Here is a 19,571-nt window from a genome sequence, read left to right as displayed (position 1 = left end):
CCCGAATGGATGCGCTGAGAGGTTCTAGAGGAGGCATCGCCAGTGAATTCCGTCGTCTTGGCCAGGTACAACGAGTCTCTGGATTGGATTTTAGACATCCCGGATGATTTCGACATCGTGATTTACAACAAGGGCGAGCCGATCGACCACCCCGACGTCATCCGCCGCGCGGCTGAGATCATCGATCGGCCGAATGTCGGGCGGGAATCTGAGACCTATCTCCATCACATGATGACGAAGGTCGGCGACGACCAGGGCTTCACGGTCTACTCCCAGGGCGACCCCCATACGCACAGCCCCGATTTCATCAAGCTGCTGCAGAACTGGCGCGACTGGAAGAAGGTCCAGCCGCTATCCTGGTGCTGGATCGAGGAGCAGAACATTCCGCCGGCGACGCTTCTGGCGGATTACCAAAGCCAGCTGGGCGGCCGCCTGCGCGTGCGACCCGAACGCTTCTCCCTCTCCGCCTGGGGCGCAACGGAATTCGTCGATGCGGGCGCAAACGGCATGGGCATGGTCTACCGCATTCTTCACGGCCTGCCGGACGGCGGCAACATCGCCGCCCACTTCCTGCGGAAATGCAAACTCGACGAACTCGCCGACAAGGCAGATCGCCATTCCCTCGGCGTCTTCTCCTATGGCGCCATCTTCGCCGCCCGCAACGATACGGTGGCCGCGGTGCCAAAAGAATCCCTGAAGCTCGCCAGTGACTTTTCCACGGCTGGCGTGGTCGCGCATGGCTACATCCTCGAGCGTATGTGGCTGCACCTGTTCGGCACCGAGTTCGTTCTGGCAAAGAACATGCCGGCACGCCTCTAGCCGCCTGCCATTTCACCGTGAAAATCGAGGGTCCAGCGGGAAACCGCTGGGCTTTCTGCTTGACGGAACAAGCATCGCGCGACATGCGGATGGGCACGCCCGCCGGCAACAAATGCCGGCTCCAAGCTTGACGATTGCCGCCGCGCCGCCAGATAGCTGTTAAATCAGATCGAGGAATTCAATGACAGCCGACCTAGACCAGGCAATGACCGAGTTCGTCCGCACGGCCGCCATGCATGTGTTGGAGATCGATGCCGAGGACCGCGACGACTACATCAACGGCCTGCACGAAAGCTGGGTGAGCATTGGCCTGCAGACCGGCATGGATGACGCTGCCGCCCACGAGAACGCCGATCTTCTGGCGGACAATACCCGCGAAATGGTCCTTGCAATCGAGCGCAGCGGTGGCGCCGGCGGCGGCACGGCCTGAGCGCCTATCCATCTTGCGCGCCCGGATGACGGCGGCGGGCAACATCGTTACAAGCCGCCGGTGTCCGATTACCTGTCTATGAAGTGATCGAGACCGAGCGTGATCGGCAGGGCGGAATAGACGCCGCGGTCGATGAAGTCGTTGCGGGCCAGGCAGCTACGCAACGCGATCAGATGAATGTAGCTCTTCTCGTCAGGCGAGCCGCGGTCGGGATCGCTGGCTTCGATGTTGCACTTATAGGCCGCCCGGTCGAACTTCGCGGCCAGCGTCGGGGTCTGGTCGACAGGACCGCCGAAATAATACTGGTATTCGCTCGGGCTTGCAGCAGCCGAAACACAGGCAAGGCTTAGTGCCAGTCCCAATCCAAGCAAAATCTTCATGTGGTTCTCTCTGTCACGACCGAACGCTGCGGTCATCCTGCTGCCGAATGCTCACCGCGCAACTTTGTTCCATTGCGAGGGGTCCGCGACTGGTGATAGTAAGCCCGGAACAAGGAGTTGTCCATGTCGCGCACGATCGTCTTTACCATCATCCTGATCATGGCCGTGCTGTCGATCATCGGCAGCCTGCTGGGCTCGGCGCGTCTGCTCGGCTGGTACTGAATAAAGGCGCACCTCCGCGTTTATGACGGATGCTTGACGAACCCTCTCCGATAAGGGGAACATCAGCGACCCCACCCGCGTTGCCTCGACACTCGTGAGTGTCGCAACTCAAGCCGTACAGTCGAGGAGCCATTCATGCCCGGATTTCGCAAGATGATCGTCGTTACCGCCTTCGACCGCGATGAAGCCGGTGCGTTCAGTCCCGCCTTCGGGCCTCAGCAGATGGAAACCGAAGAGGCGGCGATCTACACGGCCCAGACGCTGATCAACGATCACGTCGGCGTGGTTGCCTGGAGCCGAGAGGCCAATCCCGCCGTCGGCGAGGAAGGCCCCACAATCATCCTCTACCAGCACGGACAAATCCCCGAATTCGATTGAGAGGCACGCCATGACGACCCTGCCCACAGCGCTGGAGAAAGCCCTCGAACGGTTCACGGCCGACAAGGAGATCAGTCGCGACGCGGCAATCGCCTCGATCCTCGAAGAATGGCTACGGGCCAACCACTACCTGGACGAAGCCAAGACGGATGCCGAGGGCGACGTCGAGGAAACGGTGCAATATCCCGAATTTATGGAAGATGCGTCTGGTGGCGCCGGCGGCTAGGCGCTTCCTTGCGGGTGAGAGGCATCATCTCCGGCGCGAATGCTTGGCTGCGGGCAGGCCTTTTCATTTCCCATTCATCTCGCTGCCTTTAAGCGGAGCGAACTTGCGCCATATGGTTGGCGTAACGGCCGCCTCGGTTCCATCGGGATCCGGAAGTGCGGCAACGAAATTCGGAGAATATCTATGCGGACGGCAAGATTGGCACTGGCACTAACTTTGATCGCGGCTCCGGCCTTTGCAGCATCGCCAGCGCCGCAGACATTTCCTGGCGGCCCTGGCGCAATCGTGCTTGCGGGCAAGTGCACGAAGCTGGTCGTGGGCAAGCTCGATGCCTCGAAGAACTGCAAGGCGGAACTTGCGAGCGTCACGGCGCCGAACGGCACCGTGACCTTCATCTTTACCTCGGAAGGCAAGATGCTGGGTTTTGCGGGTGACGGCAAGACGATCAAGCCAGCTGCCAACGGCAACGTGCGCCTGTCGCTGAACCAGGTCGTCTCCGGCGCGGGCAAGACCATGACCGGCGAGGTCAAGGCAGCCGGAACCTGCACCTTCGGCAATCCCTATGCCGGCAAGGCGATCTTCATCGAATGCTCGGCCGAATCGAAGGACTCGAAGTTCACCGGCAGCTTTCGCACTGTTGGCGACCAGCCTTCAAAAAAGTAGTTCGCACATCCTTCGGCGGCGATCGGCCTAGCTTCTCCTCGTCCGAGGGGCAACGCCGGCATCGCCGGCATGGCGCCTTGCAAGGCTGTTGCCGCTGATATCGGCCGGCACATACATGTCGGCGTTGGCGGCAGGCGCAAGCGTCAGATCCACATTGTGGGGCGGCATGACCTGTGCCTTCCGCAAATCATTGGGGCGCCCGAATTTACGCGCAGGCTGGGCAATCGCTTTTCCGTCTCTTCCGTGCGGGATATGGTATTCCATCATTGCGTCCTCCTCGGGAGCTCCACTCTCCCGCATGACAAACCATATAGCGATGGTTTGGTTCCCGCCCTTGACGCCGGCGGCAATCTGATTACCTATGAGACGCATCGCGGAACAAGGACATCTCCCGCGAACAACACTGGTGCCGGGCCCCTCTGGCGAGAGTTTTACGGCGCTCTCGTGATGTCGGTACCGCCTGCAGATAAGCCGGCGGATTTTTCCCCAATGACGACGTTGCCCTTGCATAGACTGCCTGCCCTCTCCGGCACGCGGTTCCTTCCCCTGCCCACTGCTTCCACACCGACCGACGCGCAGGTGCGGCCATGAACGGCTCCTCCTCCGGCAGCCCGGTTCTCGCCTATTTCAAATGGGCCATCATCGTCACCGTCGTCGGCCTGATCGGCGGCGGCTTCCTCGGCTGGAACATGACCGGCACGCTCAGCGGCATGGCGACGGTCTTTTTCATCTGCGCCGTTCTTGCCGTTCTGGAGATCTCGCTGTCGTTCGACAACGCCATCGTCAACGCCAACAAGCTGAAGCAGATGACGCCCGTCTGGCAGAAGCGGTTCCTGACCTGGGGCATCATCATTGCCGTCTTCGGCATGCGGATCGTTTTCCCGCTGGCCATCGTTGCCATCGCCGGCAATATCGGCCCGATCGCGGCGCTGCGGCTGGCTGCGGTTGAACCGGCCGCCTATGCAAGGATCATGCAGGACGCCCATCTGCCGATCGCGGCCTTCGGCGGCAGCTTCCTGATGATGGTCGGGCTGACCTACTTCTTTAACCAGGAAAAGGACGTCCACTGGATCGTCTTCCTGGAGAAGGCAATGGCGCGCTTTGCGACCATCAAGGGCGTGGAGATATCGCTCGTTCTGATCGTCATGCTGATCTTCGCCTCGCTGCTCGATGGCGACGATGCAACACGCTTCATGTACGCCGCGATCTATGGCCTCCTGGCCTTCCTCCTGGTCGAGGTGCTGGGCGGGCTGCTCGATGCCTCGCAGAGAACCATGAGCGAAGCGGCGCGCGGCGGCGTGGGCGCATTCATCTATCTCGAGGTGCTCGACGCCAGCTTCTCCTTCGACGGCGTCATCGGTGCCTTCGCCTTGACGCAGAACCTGTTCGTCATCGCCATCGGCCTCGGCATCGGTGCCATGTATGTCCGCTCGATGACCATCATGCTGGTCGAAAAGGGCACGCTTGCCGAATACCGCTATCTCGAACACGGCGCTTTCTACGCCATTCTCATCCTGGCAGTGATCATGTTCGTACAGACGCTGACGCATATCCCCGAGGTTATTACCGGTCTGGGCGGCGCCACCCTCATAGGCATCTCCTTCTGGTCCTCGGTGCGCTACAACAGGCGCCAGGTAAAGCGCTCAGAGGATGCGGCGCCCGTTTCCAGCCACGGCAGATGACACCGGAAAACCGGAGCATAGTAGGATCGTCGTCCACCATGGTTGATGTTCGCCTTAACCCTGCCTTTGATTTGAGGACATAATTTCGAAACAAAGGTTTGGAGAAACAGAAATCGTCGCTAAAATCACGGCGATTTTACCGGCGGTGACGCGGCTACCGCTGCATCGCCGGACGCGCCGAGGGTGATGCCGCCAACATTGTTGCGGCGTCTGCCTGCCAAATCCATCGACGAGTGTTTAAAGAGGATCGACTCCATGGCAGCAAAAATCGTCCCAGTCATCATGGCTGGCGGCAAGGGAACTCGCTTGTGGCCACTATCGCGCGCCACTGCTCCAAAACAGTTCATCCAGTTTGTTGGTGACCAGACGCTGTTCCAGAACACCCTTTCCCGGGTTTCCGACAAGGAACTGTACGAAGCGCCGATCATCGTCACCAACGAGGAGTTCCGCTTCCTCGTCGCAGAACAGGCCCGCGAACTGGGACTGGAATTGGCCGCTGTCCTGCTCGAGCCAGTGGCCCGCAACACGGCCCCGGCGGTCGCAGCAGCTGCCACGCTTGCCAACGATCTGTTCGGCAAGGACACCATCATCCAGGTTCTCGCCTCCGACCACGAAATCACCGCAGATGCCACCTATTTCGATTGCATCCGCATCGCCCGCGCCACGGCGGCAGAAGGCAAACTCGTCACCTTCGGCATAACCCCGACGGAAGCTGCCACCGGCTATGGCTATATCGAAGTCGGCAAGGCGCTGGCGTCAGGCGCCCATGCGGTCAAGCGCTTCGTCGAAAAGCCCCCTGTCGACAAGGCCGAAGCGATGCTCGCCGCCGGCGGCTTCTACTGGAATTCCGGCATCTTCGTCTTCCCGGTTGCGCAGTTGCTGGCCGAGATGAACGAATACGCTCCCGATGTGGTCAAGGCCGCCAGGGAAGCCCTTGCCAAGGGCGTGCGCGATCTCGACTTCACCCGTCTCGACAGCGAAGCCTTCTCCAAGAGCCCCGACATTTCCATCGACTATGCCGTCATGGAAAAGACCTCGAACGCCGCAGTGGTCCCCTCTTCCTTCCTGTGGTCGGATCTCGGCAGCTGGGATTCGGTCTGGAAGGTCGGCAAACAGGACGAGAACGGCAACGTTTCGGCCGGCGACACGACGCTGATCAACACCAAAAACTCTCTCGTCATGACCCACGGCACCCATCTCGCCGTGCAGGGCCTCGAAAATGTCGCCGTCATCGCCAGCGAGGATGCGGTCTATGTCGGCCATCTCAAGGACAGCCAGGACGTCGGCAAGCTGGTCAAGCTGCTCGCCGGCCACAAGAAGACCGCGACGCTCACCGAAACCCATCCGACCTCATACCGTCCCTGGGGCGGCTACACCTCGCTGATCAAAAGCGACCGCTTCCAGGTGAAGCGGATCTTCGTCACACCAGGCAAGAAACTGTCGCTGCAGAAGCATCACCACCGCTCCGAGCACTGGATTGTCGTCAAGGGCACAGCCGAAGTGACCATCGGCGACAAGGTGCAGATCGTGCGTGAAAACGAATCCGTCTACATTCCGCTCGGCGAAACCCATCGCATGGCCAATCCGGGCAAGATCCTACTCGAACTGATCGAAGTGCAGACCGGCTCCTATTTCGGCGAGGACGATATCATCCGCCTCAATGATGAATTCGGACGCACCTGAGGCATAGGCCTTCAACAAGACCAGCGGCGGGCAAAGGCCCGCCGTTTGCATTTTAGCACCGGGATATGGACCTGCCCGGTCATTCGCCTTGCTTTCTTCCGTTGCATTGCACACTATCCCTGCGGGAACAGCTGGCAGAAGAAAAAAATATGTCCATCAAAGCAAGTATCTACCACCTGACGCACTACAAGTATGACACGCCGGTCCGGCTCGGGCCGCAGATCATCCGGTTGAAGCCGGCCTCGCATTCGAAGACCCGCGTCATCAGCCATTCGCTGAAGATTTCGCCGGAAAATCACTTCGTCAATCTGCAGCAGGACCCCTACGGCAACTATCTCGCCCGCTATGTCTTCCCCGACCCGGTCACCGAATTCAAGATCGAGGTCGATCTCGTTGCCGACATGACGGTCTACAATCCCTTCGATTTCTTCGTCGAGGAATCGGCGCAGATGTGGCCCTTCGACTATCCGGAGGATCTGCGCGACGACCTGAAGATCTACATGCAGCCGGAGCCTATGAGCGAGGCGCTGGCGACCTTCATGGCGACCATCGACCGCTCGCCGACAGGCACCACGAATTTCGTCGTCGACCTCAATGCCCGGCTGCAGCGCGCCATCAACTACGTCATCCGCATGGAGCCCGGCGTGCAGACGCCGGAGGAAACGCTGGTGTCGGCGCTCGGCTCCTGCCGCGACACGAGCTGGCTGCTGGTCGAAGTGCTGCGCAACCTCGGCTTTGCCGCCCGTTTCGTCTCCGGCTACCTCATCCAGCTCGCACCCGACCTCAAGGCGCTCGACGGCCCCTCGGGCACGGAAGTCGACTTCACCGATCTTCACGCCTGGTGCGAAGTCTATCTGCCCGGCGCCGGCTGGATCGGCCTCGACCCGACCTCCGGCCTGTTGACCGGCGAAAGCCATATCCCGCTGGCAGCCACGCCGCACTACCGCAATGCCGCGCCGATCTCCGGTGCCATCTTCGGCCAGGCCAACACCGAATTCGACTTCGCCATGACGGTGACCCGCGTCGCCGAGCATCCGCGCATCACCAAGCCGTTTTCCGAAGAGTCCTGGGAAGCACTCAACGCGCTCGGCGAAACCGTCGACAAGGTCCTTATCGAGCATGACGTTCGCCTGACCATGGGCGGCGAGCCGACCTTCGTGTCGATCGACGACCTGCAGGGCGAGGAATGGAACACCGCCGCCGTCGGCCCGACCAAGCGCGATCTCGCCGACAAGCTGATCCGCAAGCTGCGCGAACGCTTTGCCCCCGGCGGCTTCCTGCATTATGGCCAGGGCAAGTGGTATCCGGGCGAAAGCCTGCCGCGCTGGACCTTCTCGCTCTACTGGCGCAAGGACGGTCGGCCGATCTGGCAGAACCCGGCTTTGATCGCCGCCGAGGGCGCCGACACGGGCGTCAAGGCCGAGGATGCCGGCAACCTGCTCACTACCATCGCCCGCGAACTGGCGATCGAGCCCGAGATGGTGCTGCCGGCCTATGAGGATCCGGCCGAATGGATCATCAAGGAAGGCAGCCTGCCGGAGAATGTCGATCCGTCGAACTCGAAGCTGAAGGACCCGGAGGAGCGCAGCCGCATCGCCCGCGTTTTCGAGCGCGGCCTGACGGTGGCAACGGGCTACATCCTCCCGGTCCAGGCCTGGAACGCCAAGGCCAGCGGCCAGCGCTGGATCAGCGAGAAATGGAAAACCCGCCGCGGCAAGATCTTCCTCGTGCCCGGCGACAGCCCCGTCGGCTATCGCCTGCCGCTCGGCACCCTCCCCTACGTGCCGCCATCGAGCTATCCCTACATCCACGAGGCAGATCCCTCGATCCCCCGTAAGCCGCTGCCTGACGTCGTGGTGCCGGCGGGCCGCGCCATGCCGGAAGCCTCCTTCCAGACCGACGACAGCAGCCAGGCCCGTGTCGAGCAGACCATCGGCGAGATCGGCGGCGCGGTGCGCACCGCCATGTCGGTGGAGCCGCGCGATGGCCGCCTCTGCGTCTTCATGCCGCCGGTCGAGCGCATCGAGGACTATCTCGAGCTGATCGCCGCGGCCGAAAATGCCGCCGCCGAGCTCAACCTGCCGATCCATATCGAAGGCTATCCGCCGCCCCACGACGAGCGCATCAATGTCATCCGCGTCGCGCCCGATCCGGGTGTCATCGAGGTCAACATCCATCCGGCCGCCAGCTGGCAGGAATGCGTCGCTATCACCACGACGGTCTACGAGGAAGCCCGCCAGACGCGGCTCGGCACCGACAAGTTCCTGATCGACGGCCGCCACACCGGCACCGGCGGTGGCAACCACGTCGTCGTCGGCGGCAAGAACCCGGCCGACAGCCCCTTCCTCCGCCGCCCGGATCTGCTGAAGAGCCTGGTGCTGCACTGGCAGCGCCACCCGTCTATGTCCTATCTGTTCTCCGGCCTGTTCATCGGCCCGACCAGCCAGGCACCGCGCTTCGACGAAGCCCGTCACGACAGCCTCTACGAACTCGAGATCGCCATGGCCCAGGTGCCAGCGCCCGGCATGGGCGAGCCGCCTTTGCCGTGGCTGGTCGACCGCCTGTTCCGCAACATGCTGATCGACGTCACCGGCAACACCCACCGCTCGGAAATCTGCATCGACAAGCTGTTTTCGCCTGACGGCCCGACCGGCCGCCTTGGGCTCGTCGAATTCCGCGGTTTCGAAATGCCGCCGAATGCCCGCATGTCGCTTGCCCAGCAATTGCTGGTGCGCGCCCTCATCGCCCGCTTCTGGAAGGCGCCGATCGACGGCCGGCTGGTGCGCTGGGGGACCTCGCTGCACGACCGCTTCATGCTGCCGCACTACATCTGGCAGGATTTTCTCGACGTGCTCGCCGACCTCAAGACCCACGGCTTCGATCTCAGGCCGGAGTGGTTTAAGGCGCAGCTCGAATTCCGCTTCCCCTTCTCGGGCGAGGTCGAATACGAGGGCAACAAGCTCGAACTGCGTCAGGCGCTCGAGCCCTGGCACGTCATGGGCGAGGAAGGGGCCATCGGCGGCACCGTGCGTTTCGTCGACTCCTCGGTGGAGCGGCTGCAGGTCAAGCTGGAAAGCAACAATCCGGAGCGCTACACCGTCGCCTGCAACGGCCGGGCTGTGCCGCTGACGCCGGCCGGTGTGGCCGGCGTCTCGGTAGCCGGGGTCCGCTTCAAGGCCTGGCATCCGGCCTCCGGGCTGCACCCGGTGCTGCCCGTCAACACGCCGCTGACCTTCGACATCTACGACACATGGTCGAACCGCTCGATCGGCGGCTGCATCTATCATGTTGCCCATCCCGGCGGCCGCAACTATGAGACATTTCCGGTCAACAACAACGAAGCGGAAGCAAGGCGTCTTGCCCGTTTCGAACCCTGGGGCCACACGGCCGGCAGCTATCCTCTGCAGCCGGAATTGACATCGCCGGAATTCCCGCTGACGCTCGACCTCCGACGTCCGCGCGGCATCTGAACCGAGAACAGCATGGCCAAGAAACCGGCAACAGCGCGCAAGCAAAAGACGAAGGCTGGCATCGAGGTCGATCCGGCCTTCGCCTACGCGGCTATGCCGGGCGTTGCAGACGAGATGGTCGACAAATCGGGCGCCGTTCGTCCGGTCTGGCAAAAATTCCTGGCCGGCCTCAGCCGCATGTCCGAAAAGGAACTGCACGAGCGCTTTGCCCGCGCCGACCGCTACTTGCGCGACGCCGGCGTGTTCTACCGCGATTATGGTTCGAAAGGCGTCAGCGAGCGCAACTGGCCTATCTCCCATATCCCGGTCCTGATCGACGAGCGCGAATGGCAGACGCTTTCCGAAGGCCTGGTGCAACGCGCCGACCTCTTGGAAAAGGTCATCGCCGATATCTATGGCGACAACACGCTGGTCAAGGAAGGCTTTCTGCCCCCGGCGCTGGTCGGCTCCAATCCGGAATTCCTGCGGCCGCTGGTTGGTGTGAAGCCGGCGGGCGGCCACTACCTGCACTTCCTCGCCTTCGAGATCGGCCGTGGACCCGACGGCAACTGGTGGGTGCTGGCCGACCGCACGCAGGCACCATCAGGCGCTGGTTTCGCGCTCGAGACCCGCGTCGCCACCACCCGCGCCTTCTCCGATCTCTACGCCGAAACCAGCGTGCACCGGCTCGCCTCCTTCTTCGGCGCTTTCCGCGACACGCTGCAGGGCATGAAGCAGGGTGGCGACGGCAGAATCGCCGTTCTGTCGCCAGGCCCCGCCAACGAGACCTATTACGAACACGCCTACATCGCCCGCTACCTCGGCTTCATGCTGCTCGAGGGCGAAGACCTGACTGTGGTCAATAACCAGGTCATGGTGCGAACAGTTGCCGGCCTGAAACCGATCAGCGTCCTCTGGCGCCGTCTCGATTCCAACTATGCCGATCCGCTGGAGCTGGAACAGCACTCCCATATCGGCACGCCTGGCCTCGTCGAGGCCCTGCGCTCGCAATCCGTGACCATCGTCAATGCGCTCGGTTCCGGCGTGCTAGAAACGCGGGCGCTGTTGGCCTTCATGCCGACCATTTCGCGGCACCTGCTGGGCGAAGAACTGAAGCTGCCATCGATTGCCACCTGGTGGTGCGGCCAGAAGGCCGAACGCGCCCAGGTCGCCCGCAACATCGAGAAGATGGTGATCGGTCCGGCCTATTCCCGCCTGCCCTTCTTCGACGACAACGGCCAGTCCGTGCTCGGCTCGACCCTGCGGGCCACGGCGAAGGAATCGATTGCCGACTGGCTGAAGAGCGACGGCCGGAAGCTGGTCGGCCAGGAGGTCGTCACCCTGTCGACGACCCCCGCCTGGATCAACGGCAAGCTGGTGCCGCGGCCGATGAGCCTGCGCGTATTTGCTGCCCGCACGGAAACCGGCTGGAAGATCATGCCCGGCGGCTTTGCCCGCATCGGCAGCGGCGATGATGTCGCCGCCATCGCCATGCAGTCGGGCGGATCAGCCGCCGACGTCTGGATTCTCAGCGACAAGCCGGTCGAACGCCGCACACTGCTGCCGGCCGAGGAAAGCTTCACCCGCAACATGCCCGGCAGCCTGCCGAGCCGCGCCGCCGACAACCTGTTCTGGCTTGGCCGCTACATTGAGCGGGCCGAAGGGGCGCTGCGCATCCTGCGCGCCTGGCACGGCCGCTTTGCCGAATCCGCCGATCCCGACCAGCCGCTGCTGGCCGACGTCAGCGACTATCTCGGCATCGTCGACATCGACACCAAGGAAGCGGTCCCAGAGACGCTGCTGCGCAACATCGAAAGCGCGGTCTATTCGGCCAGCAACATTCGCGACCGCTTTTCGCCGGACGGCTGGCTCGCCTTGAACGATCTCGCCAAGACGGCACGGCGCTTCAAGGAGCACGTGAAAGCCGGCGATGACGCCAGCCATGCGATGACCATCCTGTTGCGCAAGCTGGCAGGCTTTGCCGGCCTGGTGCACGAAAACATGTACCGATTTACGGGCTGGCGGTTCCTGTCGCTCGGCCGCTACATCGAGCGCGGCCTGTTCATGACCCGCGTGCTCGGCCACATGTCCGGCCCAGACGCGCCGGACGGCTCGCTCGACATGCTGCTCGAGATCGGCGACAGCGTCATGACCCATCGCCGCCGCTACAACGTCAACACAGCGCGATTGACGGTCACCGACCTCCTGGCCCTCGACCCGCTCAATCCGCGATCGATCCTGTTCCAGCTGAACGAAATCCACCGCGAGGTGGCGCAACTGCCGGGCGCCACCGTCAACGGCCAGATGTCGCCCTTCTGCCGCGAGGCATTACGACTGCAATCCGGCTTGGCGGTGATGACCCCGGAAACCATGAGCGGCGACGTCTACCAGCGGTTCGAGCGTGAGCTCGAGCACCTGTCCGACCTCCTGGCGCACACCTATCTGGGATAGACGATGCAATATGACCTGTCGCTCAAAATGGGCTACACCTACCAGATCCCGGCCTCGAACGCCCGCCACATGCTGCGGCTTCTGCCGCTGTCCCTGCCTGGCCGCCAGCGGCTGGTGGCGGGCTCGCTGACCGTATCGCCGGTTCCCGAAGAGCAGCGGCACTTCACCGACTTCTTCCTGCACCCCACGACCTCGCTGCTGGTCCGAAAGCCGCATGAAAAATTCGAGATCCGCATGAAGGCGCGCGTCCATGTCGAGATGGTGCCGACCACCGCCGACTTCTCGCCGCTGCTGGAAGATCTCGCCGATGAAATCGCCGATTGCTGGTCGGTGGGCGCCCTGTCGCCCCATCATTTCCTCAGCGCCAGCCCGCGTCTGCCGGACAGTGCCGAGATCGCCGGCTATGCCCGACCCTGGGCTTCAAGCAAGTTGACCGTCCTGCAGATCGCCCGCGCCATGTGCTCGAAGATCTACGAAGACTTCACCTATGACGGCAAGGCGACCAACGTCGACACCACGCCGGACCAGGCCTTCAAGCTGAAGCGCGGGGTCTGCCAGGATTTCTCGCATATCATGATCATTGCGCTGCGCAGCCTCGGCATCCCGGCCGGCTATGTCAGTGGCTTCCTGCGCACCATCCCGCCGCCCGGCAAGGCGCGGCTCGAGGGCGCCGACGCGATGCACGCCTGGGTGCGGGTCTGGTGCGGCGAGACCGTCGGCTGGATCGAGCTCGACCCGACCAACGACATTCCTGCCAGCACCGATCACATCGTCGTTGCCTACGGGCGCGACTACTCGGATGTTGCCCCTGTCATCGGTGTGCTGAAGAGCTACGGCAGCCAGAAAATCGATCAGGCGGTCGACGTCATCCCGCTCGGCTGATTTCCCAAAGCTGGAATAACCGGCCGGATCGTTCAAATGCAACCCATTGCGTGAACGCGATAGAAACGTGTTCTACCTAAGTGTGCCCCCAGTTGTGGGGCAATTTCTAGGTGAACATGATGAGCACCGATTTCATACAAAATCTTGGTATACGCCGCCTTTTTAACGACCGCGGCGGCAACTTCGGTATCTTGACCGCTATCGCGATACCCGTGCTCTTTGCAGGCGGCGGCGTTGCCGTCGATGTGTCCAGCATGCTTCTGTCCAAGAACCAGTTGCAAAACGCCACCGACGCTGCGGCCTTGGCCACTGCCAGCGCCTTGGCCGACGGCACCACAACCACAGCGAATGCGCAGGCATTCGGCGCCGACTTCGTTGCCGGCCAGATGGCGAATTTCCTCGGCTCTGACGCAACGACTGTCGCCGCTTTGAAAAGCGGCACGAGCGTCACCGTTAACCAGACGACCGATGCAGCGACTGGAGGTAAGACCTACGCGGTTTCCGTCAAGGGCGGCTATCCTCAGGAGGTCAATGGCATGACCCATTTGCTGGGTTGGGAAAAGGTCACGATCGCAGCGTCCAGCTCGACGTCGAGCAACAGCGCAACCGTATCGACCGGGCAGGCACTGTCGATGTTCCTCGCTCTCGACCGGTCCGGCTCGATGTCCTGGCCAACCAGCACCAAGGATAAAACGCAATCCTTTTGCTGGAACTACTTTGAGGCCAACTGGCCGAACCCCACCTATTCGAGCCCATGCTACATCAGCAAGATAGCAGCGCTTAAGCAGGCGGCCGACGTGCTGTTCGACCAACTTGATAAATCCGACCCTAAGAAGGTTCTCGTTCGCCTCGGGGGTCTCACCTATACGGACACGACCGATACCGGCAATCCGGAGCCGCAGGCATGGGGAAGCGCCTTCATGCGCAAGTACGTCGACAAGATCGACGATGTGCCGACCGGAGGAACGGATGCCAGCGGACCGATGGCACGCGCCTACACCACGCTCACCTCGAACACCGAAGCATCGGCGCAATCGCAGCAGGGCAACAAGACATTTGCCAAATACATCGTGCTGATGACCGACGGCGAAAACACCGGCCATAGCAATACATGGAACCAGTCTCTCGATACGGCAACGCTGGGCAGCTGCAAAAGCGCCCGCAACGCTGGCGTGACGATCTACAGCGTGGCCTTCATGGCGCCCATCAACGGCCAGAACATGCTGAAATCATGCGCGGGAAACGCAGCCAACTACTATGAGGCAAATGACATGACGAGCCTGGTCGCCGCATTCAAGTCCATCGGGCAAAAGGCTTCCGACCAGACGGTTCGCATGACGCAATAAAGCCGCGCCGCCTTCCCCGGCGGTCGACCCCCAACCAACAGCCCGCTCCGACCTTCGGAGCGGGTTTTCTTTTGCCATCGACCCACCATTTGCTATCGAAGTGGGCGCTTTGGCAATGGCAGGTGTCGCTATGGATCACGCTCTCCGGCTATTTTCCAATTCCGCGATATTCCTTTGTTGCAACTGCTCTATATCGGTGCATAAACTGAAGGCCGAGACGCGACTGGAAAAGATTTCTTCAGCATTAACACCCTGATTACAAATCAAAAATGGCGAGACCACCCATGAACACGATTTCCAAGGCCTCACTCCCCGCGCCCGCCCCACGCAGTTCCCGTCCGGAGATCCTGGCCGAAGAAATCATCGAACGCCTGACTTACCGCATCGGCAAGGATGCCAAGGTCGCCAAACCGCACGACTGGCTGACCGCGACCATCCTGGTGGTGCGTGACCGCATCATCGACCGTTGGATGGAATCCACCCGCAAGACCTACGCGTCCGGCGCCAAGCGGGTCTACTATCTGTCGCTGGAATTCCTCATCGGCCGGCTGATGCGCGATGCGATCTCCAATCTCGAGCTGATGGAAGAAATCACGGCCGCCCTCACCTCGCTCGGCGTCGACGTCAACGTCATCGCCGGGCTCGAGCCCGACGCCGCGCTCGGCAATGGCGGTCTCGGCCGACTTGCCGCCTGCTTCATGGAATCGATGGCGACGGTCGATGTCCCGGCCTACGGCTACGGCATTCGCTACGTCCACGGCCTGTTCCGCCAGCAGATGGCCGATGGCTGGCAGGTGGAGCTGCCGGAAACCTGGCTCGCCCATGGCAACCCTTGGGAATTCGAGCGTCGCGAGAGCGCCTATGAAATCGGCTACGGCGGCGCCGTCGAGGTCGTCGGCAGCCAGGAAGACACGCCACGCTTCGTCTGGAAGCCGGCCGAGCGGGTCATTGCCGCCGCCTTCGACACGCCCGTCGTCGGCTGGCGCGGCAAGCGCGTCAACACGCTGCGCCTCTGGGCAGCCCAGCCGATCGACCCGATCCTGCTCGACGCCTTCAACGCCGGCGACCACATCGGCGCGCTGCGCGAGAGCAACAAGGCCGAGAGCCTGACCCGCGTGCTCTATCCGGCCGACGGCACGCCCGCCGGCCAGGAACTGCGGCTCCGCCAGGAGTTCTTCTTCTGCTCAGCCTCGCTGCAGGATATCATCCGTCGCCATCTTCAGCAGTACGACGACCTGACGTCGCTGTCCGACAAGGTGGCGATCCAGCTCAACGACACACATCCGGCGGTGTCCGTCCCCGAACTGATGCGGCTTCTGATCGACGTCCACGGCTTCCAGTTCGACGCGGCCTGGGACATCACCTGCAAGACCTTCTCCTACACCAACCACACGCTGCTGCCGGAAGCGCTGGAAAGCTGGCCCGTGCCGCTGTTCGAGCGGCTGCTGCCGCGTCACATGCAGATCGTCTATGCGATCAACACCAAGGTGCTGCTCGAAGCCCGCAAGGCTCACAATTTCAGCGACACGGAAATCCGCAGCGTCTCGCTGATCGACGAGAGCGGCGACCGTCGCCTGCGCATGGGCAATCTCGCCTTCATCGGCTCGCATTCGATCAACGGCGTCTCGGCGTTGCACACCGAGCTGATGAAGACCACGGTGTTTGCCGACCTCAACAAGCTCTATCCAGATCGCATCAACAACAAGACCAACGGCATCACCCCGCGCCGTTGGCTGATGCAGTGCAATCCCGGCCTGACCAGCCTGATCCGCGAGACCATCGGCGACGATTTCATGGATGACGCCGAAAAGCTGAAGCCGCTCGACGCCTTTGCCGGCGATGCCGCCTTCCAGGAGAGGTTCGCAAAGATCAAGCGCGACAACAAGGGACGGCTTGCCAATCTGGTCGCCGGCCGCATGGGCATCAAGCTCGATCCGAGCGCCATGTTCGACATCCAGATCAAGCGCATCCACGAATACAAGCGCCAGCTGCTCAACATCGTCGAGACCGTGGCACTCTACGACCAGATCCGCTCGCATCCGGAACTGGATTGGCAGCCCCGCGTCAAACTGTTCGCCGGCAAGGCCGCGCCGAGCTATCACAACGCCAAGCTGATCATCAAGCTGATCAACGATGTCGCCAAGGTGATCAACAACGACCCCTCGGTGCGCGGCCTGCTCAAGGTGGTGTTCATCCCGAACTACAATGTCTCGCTCGCCGAAGTCATGGTCCCGGCCGCCGATCTCTCCGAACAGATCTCGACCGCCGGCATGGAGGCGTCCGGCACCGGCAACATGAAGTTCGGTCTCAACGGTGCGCTGACCATCGGCACGCTTGATGGCGCCAACGTCGAAATGCGCGACAATGTCGGCGCCGACAACATCGTCATCTTCGGCCTGACCGCCGAGGAAGTCGCCAAGGTGCGGACCGATGGCCACAACCCGCGCCAGCTGATCGAGCAGTCCCGCGAACTGGCGCAGGCGCTGGCGGCAATCTCCTCGGGCGTCTTCTCGCCGGATGACCGGAACCGCTATACCGACCTGATCGAAGGCATCTATGCGCATGACTGGTTCATGGTCGCGGCCGACTTCGACAGCTATGCGGCAGCTCAGCGCGACGTCGACCTTTTGTGGGCCGACAAGGCAACCTGGTACAACAAGACCATCTGCAATACCGCGCGCATGGGTTGGTTTTCATCCGACCGGACCATCCGGCAGTATGCGGATGAGATCTGGAGAGCTTGATGAAGAAACCAAAAGCTGGCGCTGACGGCACGGCCTCCAAAAACGTATCGGCCGACACCATCGCCGCTATACTGAATGCCAGCCATGCCGACCCCTTCTCAGTGCTTGGCGTTCAGCAGACCGACGAAGGGTATGTCGTCCGCTGCTTCGTCCCCGGCGCGGAAGCGGTCACCGCCACCGCGCTCGACGGCACCGTCATCGGCGAACTCGCCATGCTGGACCCGGCCGGGTTCTTTGCAGGCCCGGTGACGATCTCCAAGCTGCAGCCGGTGCGCTATCGCGCCCGGCGCGACGATGCCGAGTGGGCGGTCACCGACCCCTATTCCTTCGGTCCGGTGCTCGGGCCGATGGACGACTACTATGCCCGCGAGGGTTCCGACCTCCGGCTGTTCGACAAGATGGGCGCCCATCCGCTGAAGCATGAAGGCGTGCACGGCTTCCATTTCGCCGTCTGGGCCCCGAACGCGCGGCGTGTTTCCGTCGTCGGCGACTTCAACGGCTGGGATGGCCGCCGCCATGTCATGCGCTTTCGCAGCGACAGCGGCATCTGGGAAATCTTCGCCCCGGATGTGCGCCCCGGCGTCGCCTACAAGTTCGAAATCATCGGCGGCGATGGCGAATTGCAGCCGCTGAAAGCCGACCCCTATGCGCGGCGGGCAGAAATGCGGCCGAAGAACGCCTCGGTCACCACGCTGGAGCTTGTCCAGGAGTGGGAGGATGAGGCCCATCGCAAGCATTGGTCGGAGGCCGACCAGCGCCGCCAGCCGATCTCCATCTACGAGGTGCATGCCGGCTCCTGGCAGCGCAACGACGACGGCACCATGCTCTCCTGGGACGAGATGGCCTCGCGGCTGATCCCCTATGTCGTCGACATGGGCTTTACCCATATCGAATTCCTGCCGATCACCGAGCACCCCTATGATCCGTCCTGGGGCTACCAGACGACCGGCCTCTACGCGCCGACCGCCCGTTTCGGCGAGCCCGAAGGCTTTGCCCGCTTCGTCAACGGTGCCCACAAGGTCGGCGTCAGCGTCATCCTCGACTGGGTACCGGCACATTTCCCGACCGACGCCCACGGCCTCCGGCATTTCGACGGCACGTCGCTTTACGAGCACGCCGATCCGCGCCAGGGCTTCCACCCGGACTGGAACACCGCGATCTACAATTTCGGTCGTACCGAGGTCGTGTCCTACCTGCTCAACAACGCCGTCTACTGGGCCGAAAAGTTCCACCTCGACGGCCTGCGCGTCGATGCCGTCGCCTCGATGCTCTACCTCGACTATTCGCGCAAGCACGGGGAATGGGTGCCGAACGAATATGGCGGCAACGAGAACCTCGAGGCCGTCCGCTTCCTCCAGGAGATGAACAAGCGGCTCTACGGCAGCCATCCCGGCGTCATGTCGATCGCCGAGGAATCGACCTCCTGGCCGAAGGTCTCGGCCCCTGTCCACGAAGGCGGCCTCGGCTTCGGCTTCAAGTGGAACATGGGCTTCATGCACGACACGCTGAGCTATCTCGCCCGCGAGCCCGTGCACCGCAAACATCACCACAGCGAACTGACCTTCGGGCTGATCTATGCCTATTCGGAAAACTTCGTGCTGCCGATCTCCCATGACGAAGTCGTGCACGGCAAGGGCTCGATGATCGCCAAGATGGCGGGCGACGACTGGCAGAAATTCGCCAACCTGCGCGCCTTCTACGGCTTCATGTGGGGCTATCCCGGCAAGAAGCTGCTGTTCATGGGCCAGGAATTCGCCCAGTGGAGCGAGTGGAGCGAGGAGCGCGCGCTCGACTGGAACCTGCTGCAGTACCGCATGCACGAAGGCATGCGCCGGCTGGTGCGCGACCTCAACTTCACCTACCGCAGCAAGCCGTCGCTGCATGCGCGCGACTGTGAGGGCGACGGTTTCGAATGGCTTGTCGTCGATGACGATACCAATTCCGTCTATGCCTGGCTGCGCAAGGCACCGGGTGAAAAGCCGATCGCCGTCATCACCAACTTCACACCCGTCTTCCGCGAGAACTATGCCCTGCCCCTGCCGGCCGAAGGCCGGTGGCGGGAAATCCTCAATACCGACGCCGACATCTATGGCGGCAGCGGCAAGGGGAACGGAGGCAGGGTCCAAGCCGTTAATGCCGGGGGAAGCATCATGGCGAATATCACCCTGCCGCCATTGGCGACGATCCTGCTGGAACCGGAATTTTAAGATATCGAT

15 protein-coding genes are annotated in these 19,571 nt (G+C 62.3%); 13 read left to right on the top strand and 2 right to left on the bottom strand.

All coding sequences use genetic code 11. From position 1 onward, the window contains the following. Positions 1 to 42: 42 nt before the first annotated feature. Both VH564_RS16290 and VH564_RS16285 read left to right on the top strand, forming a co-directional pair. Positions 43 to 819, top strand: a complete 777-nt coding sequence (locus VH564_RS16290; protein WP_423340909.1) for a hypothetical protein — start codon at positions 43 to 45, stop codon at positions 817 to 819. A 181-nt stretch (positions 820 to 1,000) separates the two neighbouring features. Continuing rightward, the gene (locus VH564_RS16285; protein ID WP_423340908.1) at positions 1,001 to 1,249 is read left to right on the top strand and encodes a hypothetical protein; all 249 of its coding nucleotides are present in this window, start codon (positions 1,001 to 1,003) and stop codon (positions 1,247 to 1,249) included. Positions 1,250 to 1,317: 68 nt separating this feature from the next. Here the strand turns inward: VH564_RS16285 and VH564_RS16280 are convergent, their stop codons facing one another. Further along, positions 1,318 to 1,629 carry a hypothetical protein gene (locus tag VH564_RS16280; protein ID WP_423340907.1) on the bottom strand — a complete coding sequence of 104 codons (312 nt, stop codon included), beginning with the start codon at positions 1,627 to 1,629 and terminating at the stop codon, positions 1,318 to 1,320. Between the two features lie 357 nt (positions 1,630 to 1,986). Here VH564_RS16280 and VH564_RS16275 point away from each other — a divergent pair, with 357 nt between their 5' ends. The 3 genes from VH564_RS16275 (at position 1,987) to VH564_RS16265 (ending at position 3,118) form a co-directional block, all read left to right on the top strand. Then, positions 1,987 to 2,229, top strand: coding sequence for a hypothetical protein (locus VH564_RS16275; RefSeq protein WP_423340906.1), 243 nt, complete (start codon positions 1,987 to 1,989; stop codon positions 2,227 to 2,229). A gap of 10 nt (positions 2,230 to 2,239) precedes the next feature. Next, positions 2,240 to 2,455 (top strand): hypothetical protein, encoded by a 216-nt coding sequence (locus VH564_RS16270; protein ID WP_423340905.1) that lies wholly within the window; start codon positions 2,240 to 2,242, stop codon positions 2,453 to 2,455. A gap of 183 nt (positions 2,456 to 2,638) precedes the next feature. After that, positions 2,639 to 3,118 (top strand): hypothetical protein, encoded by a 480-nt coding sequence (locus tag VH564_RS16265; RefSeq protein WP_423340904.1) that lies wholly within the window; start codon positions 2,639 to 2,641, stop codon positions 3,116 to 3,118. Between the two features lie 27 nt (positions 3,119 to 3,145). On the opposite strand, the gene VH564_RS16260 is transcribed toward VH564_RS16265, so the two are convergent. Beyond that, the gene (locus VH564_RS16260; protein WP_423340903.1) at positions 3,146 to 3,385 is read right to left on the bottom strand and encodes a hypothetical protein; all 240 of its coding nucleotides are present in this window, start codon (positions 3,383 to 3,385) and stop codon (positions 3,146 to 3,148) included. Between the two features lie 320 nt (positions 3,386 to 3,705). Between VH564_RS16260 and VH564_RS16255 the strand changes: the two genes are divergently transcribed. The 8 genes from VH564_RS16255 (at position 3,706) to glgB (ending at position 19,562) form a co-directional block, all read left to right on the top strand. After that, positions 3,706 to 4,800, top strand: coding sequence for a DUF475 domain-containing protein (locus tag VH564_RS16255; RefSeq protein WP_423340902.1), 1,095 nt, complete (start codon positions 3,706 to 3,708; stop codon positions 4,798 to 4,800). A 255-nt stretch (positions 4,801 to 5,055) separates the two neighbouring features. Then, entirely contained in the window at positions 5,056 to 6,483 is a 1,428-nt protein-coding gene (locus VH564_RS16250; protein WP_423340901.1) for a mannose-1-phosphate guanylyltransferase/mannose-6-phosphate isomerase, read from the top strand. A 149-nt stretch (positions 6,484 to 6,632) separates the two neighbouring features. After that, complete coding sequence (locus VH564_RS16245; protein WP_423340900.1) at positions 6,633 to 9,953, top strand: DUF2126 domain-containing protein; 3,321 nt, start codon at positions 6,633 to 6,635, stop codon at positions 9,951 to 9,953. Positions 9,954 to 9,965: 12 nt separating this feature from the next. Further along, positions 9,966 to 12,383 (top strand): circularly permuted type 2 ATP-grasp protein, encoded by a 2,418-nt coding sequence (locus VH564_RS16240; RefSeq protein ID WP_423340899.1) that lies wholly within the window; start codon positions 9,966 to 9,968, stop codon positions 12,381 to 12,383. A gap of 3 nt (positions 12,384 to 12,386) precedes the next feature. Next, positions 12,387 to 13,265 carry a transglutaminase family protein gene (locus tag VH564_RS16235; protein WP_423340898.1) on the top strand — a complete coding sequence of 293 codons (879 nt, stop codon included), beginning with the start codon at positions 12,387 to 12,389 and terminating at the stop codon, positions 13,263 to 13,265. A 119-nt stretch (positions 13,266 to 13,384) separates the two neighbouring features. Next, on the top strand, positions 13,385 to 14,611 hold the full coding sequence (locus VH564_RS16230) for a pilus assembly protein TadG-related protein (protein WP_423340897.1): 1,227 nt from the start codon (positions 13,385 to 13,387) through the stop codon (positions 14,609 to 14,611). Between the two features lie 284 nt (positions 14,612 to 14,895). Further along, complete coding sequence (locus VH564_RS16225) at positions 14,896 to 17,355, top strand: glycogen/starch/alpha-glucan phosphorylase (protein WP_423340896.1); 2,460 nt, start codon at positions 14,896 to 14,898, stop codon at positions 17,353 to 17,355. Further along, a complete protein-coding gene (glgB, locus tag VH564_RS16220; protein ID WP_423340895.1) occupies positions 17,355 to 19,562 on the top strand; it encodes a 1,4-alpha-glucan branching protein GlgB in 2,208 nt (735 codons plus the stop codon). Before VH564_RS16225 ends, glgB begins: the two co-directional genes overlap by 1 nt. Positions 19,563 to 19,571 lie beyond the last annotated feature (9 nt).

Source organism: Rhizobium sp. HT1-10, from assembly GCF_049472505.1.
Taxonomy (GTDB): Bacteria; Pseudomonadota; Alphaproteobacteria; order Rhizobiales; family Rhizobiaceae; genus Rhizobium.
The sequence above is the reverse complement of the archived record's forward strand: the minus strand, read 5'-3'. Positions and strand labels throughout refer to the sequence as shown.

What these genes read in the sequence shown, in the direction of transcription:
- VH564_RS16285 (WP_423340908.1), top strand. Translation starts at nt 1,001, where the DNA reads ATGACAGCCGACCTAGACCAGGCAATGACCGAGTTCGTCCGCACGGCC.
- VH564_RS16280 (WP_423340907.1), bottom strand. Translation starts at nt 1,629, where the DNA reads ATGAAGATTTTGCTTGGATTGGGACTGGCACTAAGCCTTGCCTGTGTT.
- VH564_RS16275 (WP_423340906.1), top strand. Translation starts at nt 1,987, where the DNA reads ATGCCCGGATTTCGCAAGATGATCGTCGTTACCGCCTTCGACCGCGAT.
- VH564_RS16270 (WP_423340905.1), top strand. Translation starts at nt 2,240, where the DNA reads ATGACGACCCTGCCCACAGCGCTGGAGAAAGCCCTCGAACGGTTCACG.
- VH564_RS16265 (WP_423340904.1), top strand. Translation starts at nt 2,639, where the DNA reads ATGCGGACGGCAAGATTGGCACTGGCACTAACTTTGATCGCGGCTCCG.
- VH564_RS16260 (WP_423340903.1), bottom strand. Translation starts at nt 3,385, where the DNA reads ATGATGGAATACCATATCCCGCACGGAAGAGACGGAAAAGCGATTGCC.
- VH564_RS16255 (WP_423340902.1), top strand. Translation starts at nt 3,706, where the DNA reads ATGAACGGCTCCTCCTCCGGCAGCCCGGTTCTCGCCTATTTCAAATGG.
- VH564_RS16250 (WP_423340901.1), top strand. Translation starts at nt 5,056, where the DNA reads ATGGCAGCAAAAATCGTCCCAGTCATCATGGCTGGCGGCAAGGGAACT.
- VH564_RS16245 (WP_423340900.1), top strand. Translation starts at nt 6,633, where the DNA reads ATGTCCATCAAAGCAAGTATCTACCACCTGACGCACTACAAGTATGAC.
- VH564_RS16240 (WP_423340899.1), top strand. Translation starts at nt 9,966, where the DNA reads ATGGCCAAGAAACCGGCAACAGCGCGCAAGCAAAAGACGAAGGCTGGC.
- VH564_RS16235 (WP_423340898.1), top strand. Translation starts at nt 12,387, where the DNA reads ATGCAATATGACCTGTCGCTCAAAATGGGCTACACCTACCAGATCCCG.
- VH564_RS16230 (WP_423340897.1), top strand. Translation starts at nt 13,385, where the DNA reads ATGAGCACCGATTTCATACAAAATCTTGGTATACGCCGCCTTTTTAAC.
- VH564_RS16225 (WP_423340896.1), top strand. Translation starts at nt 14,896, where the DNA reads ATGAACACGATTTCCAAGGCCTCACTCCCCGCGCCCGCCCCACGCAGT.
- glgB (WP_423340895.1), top strand. Translation starts at nt 17,355, where the DNA reads ATGAAGAAACCAAAAGCTGGCGCTGACGGCACGGCCTCCAAAAACGTA.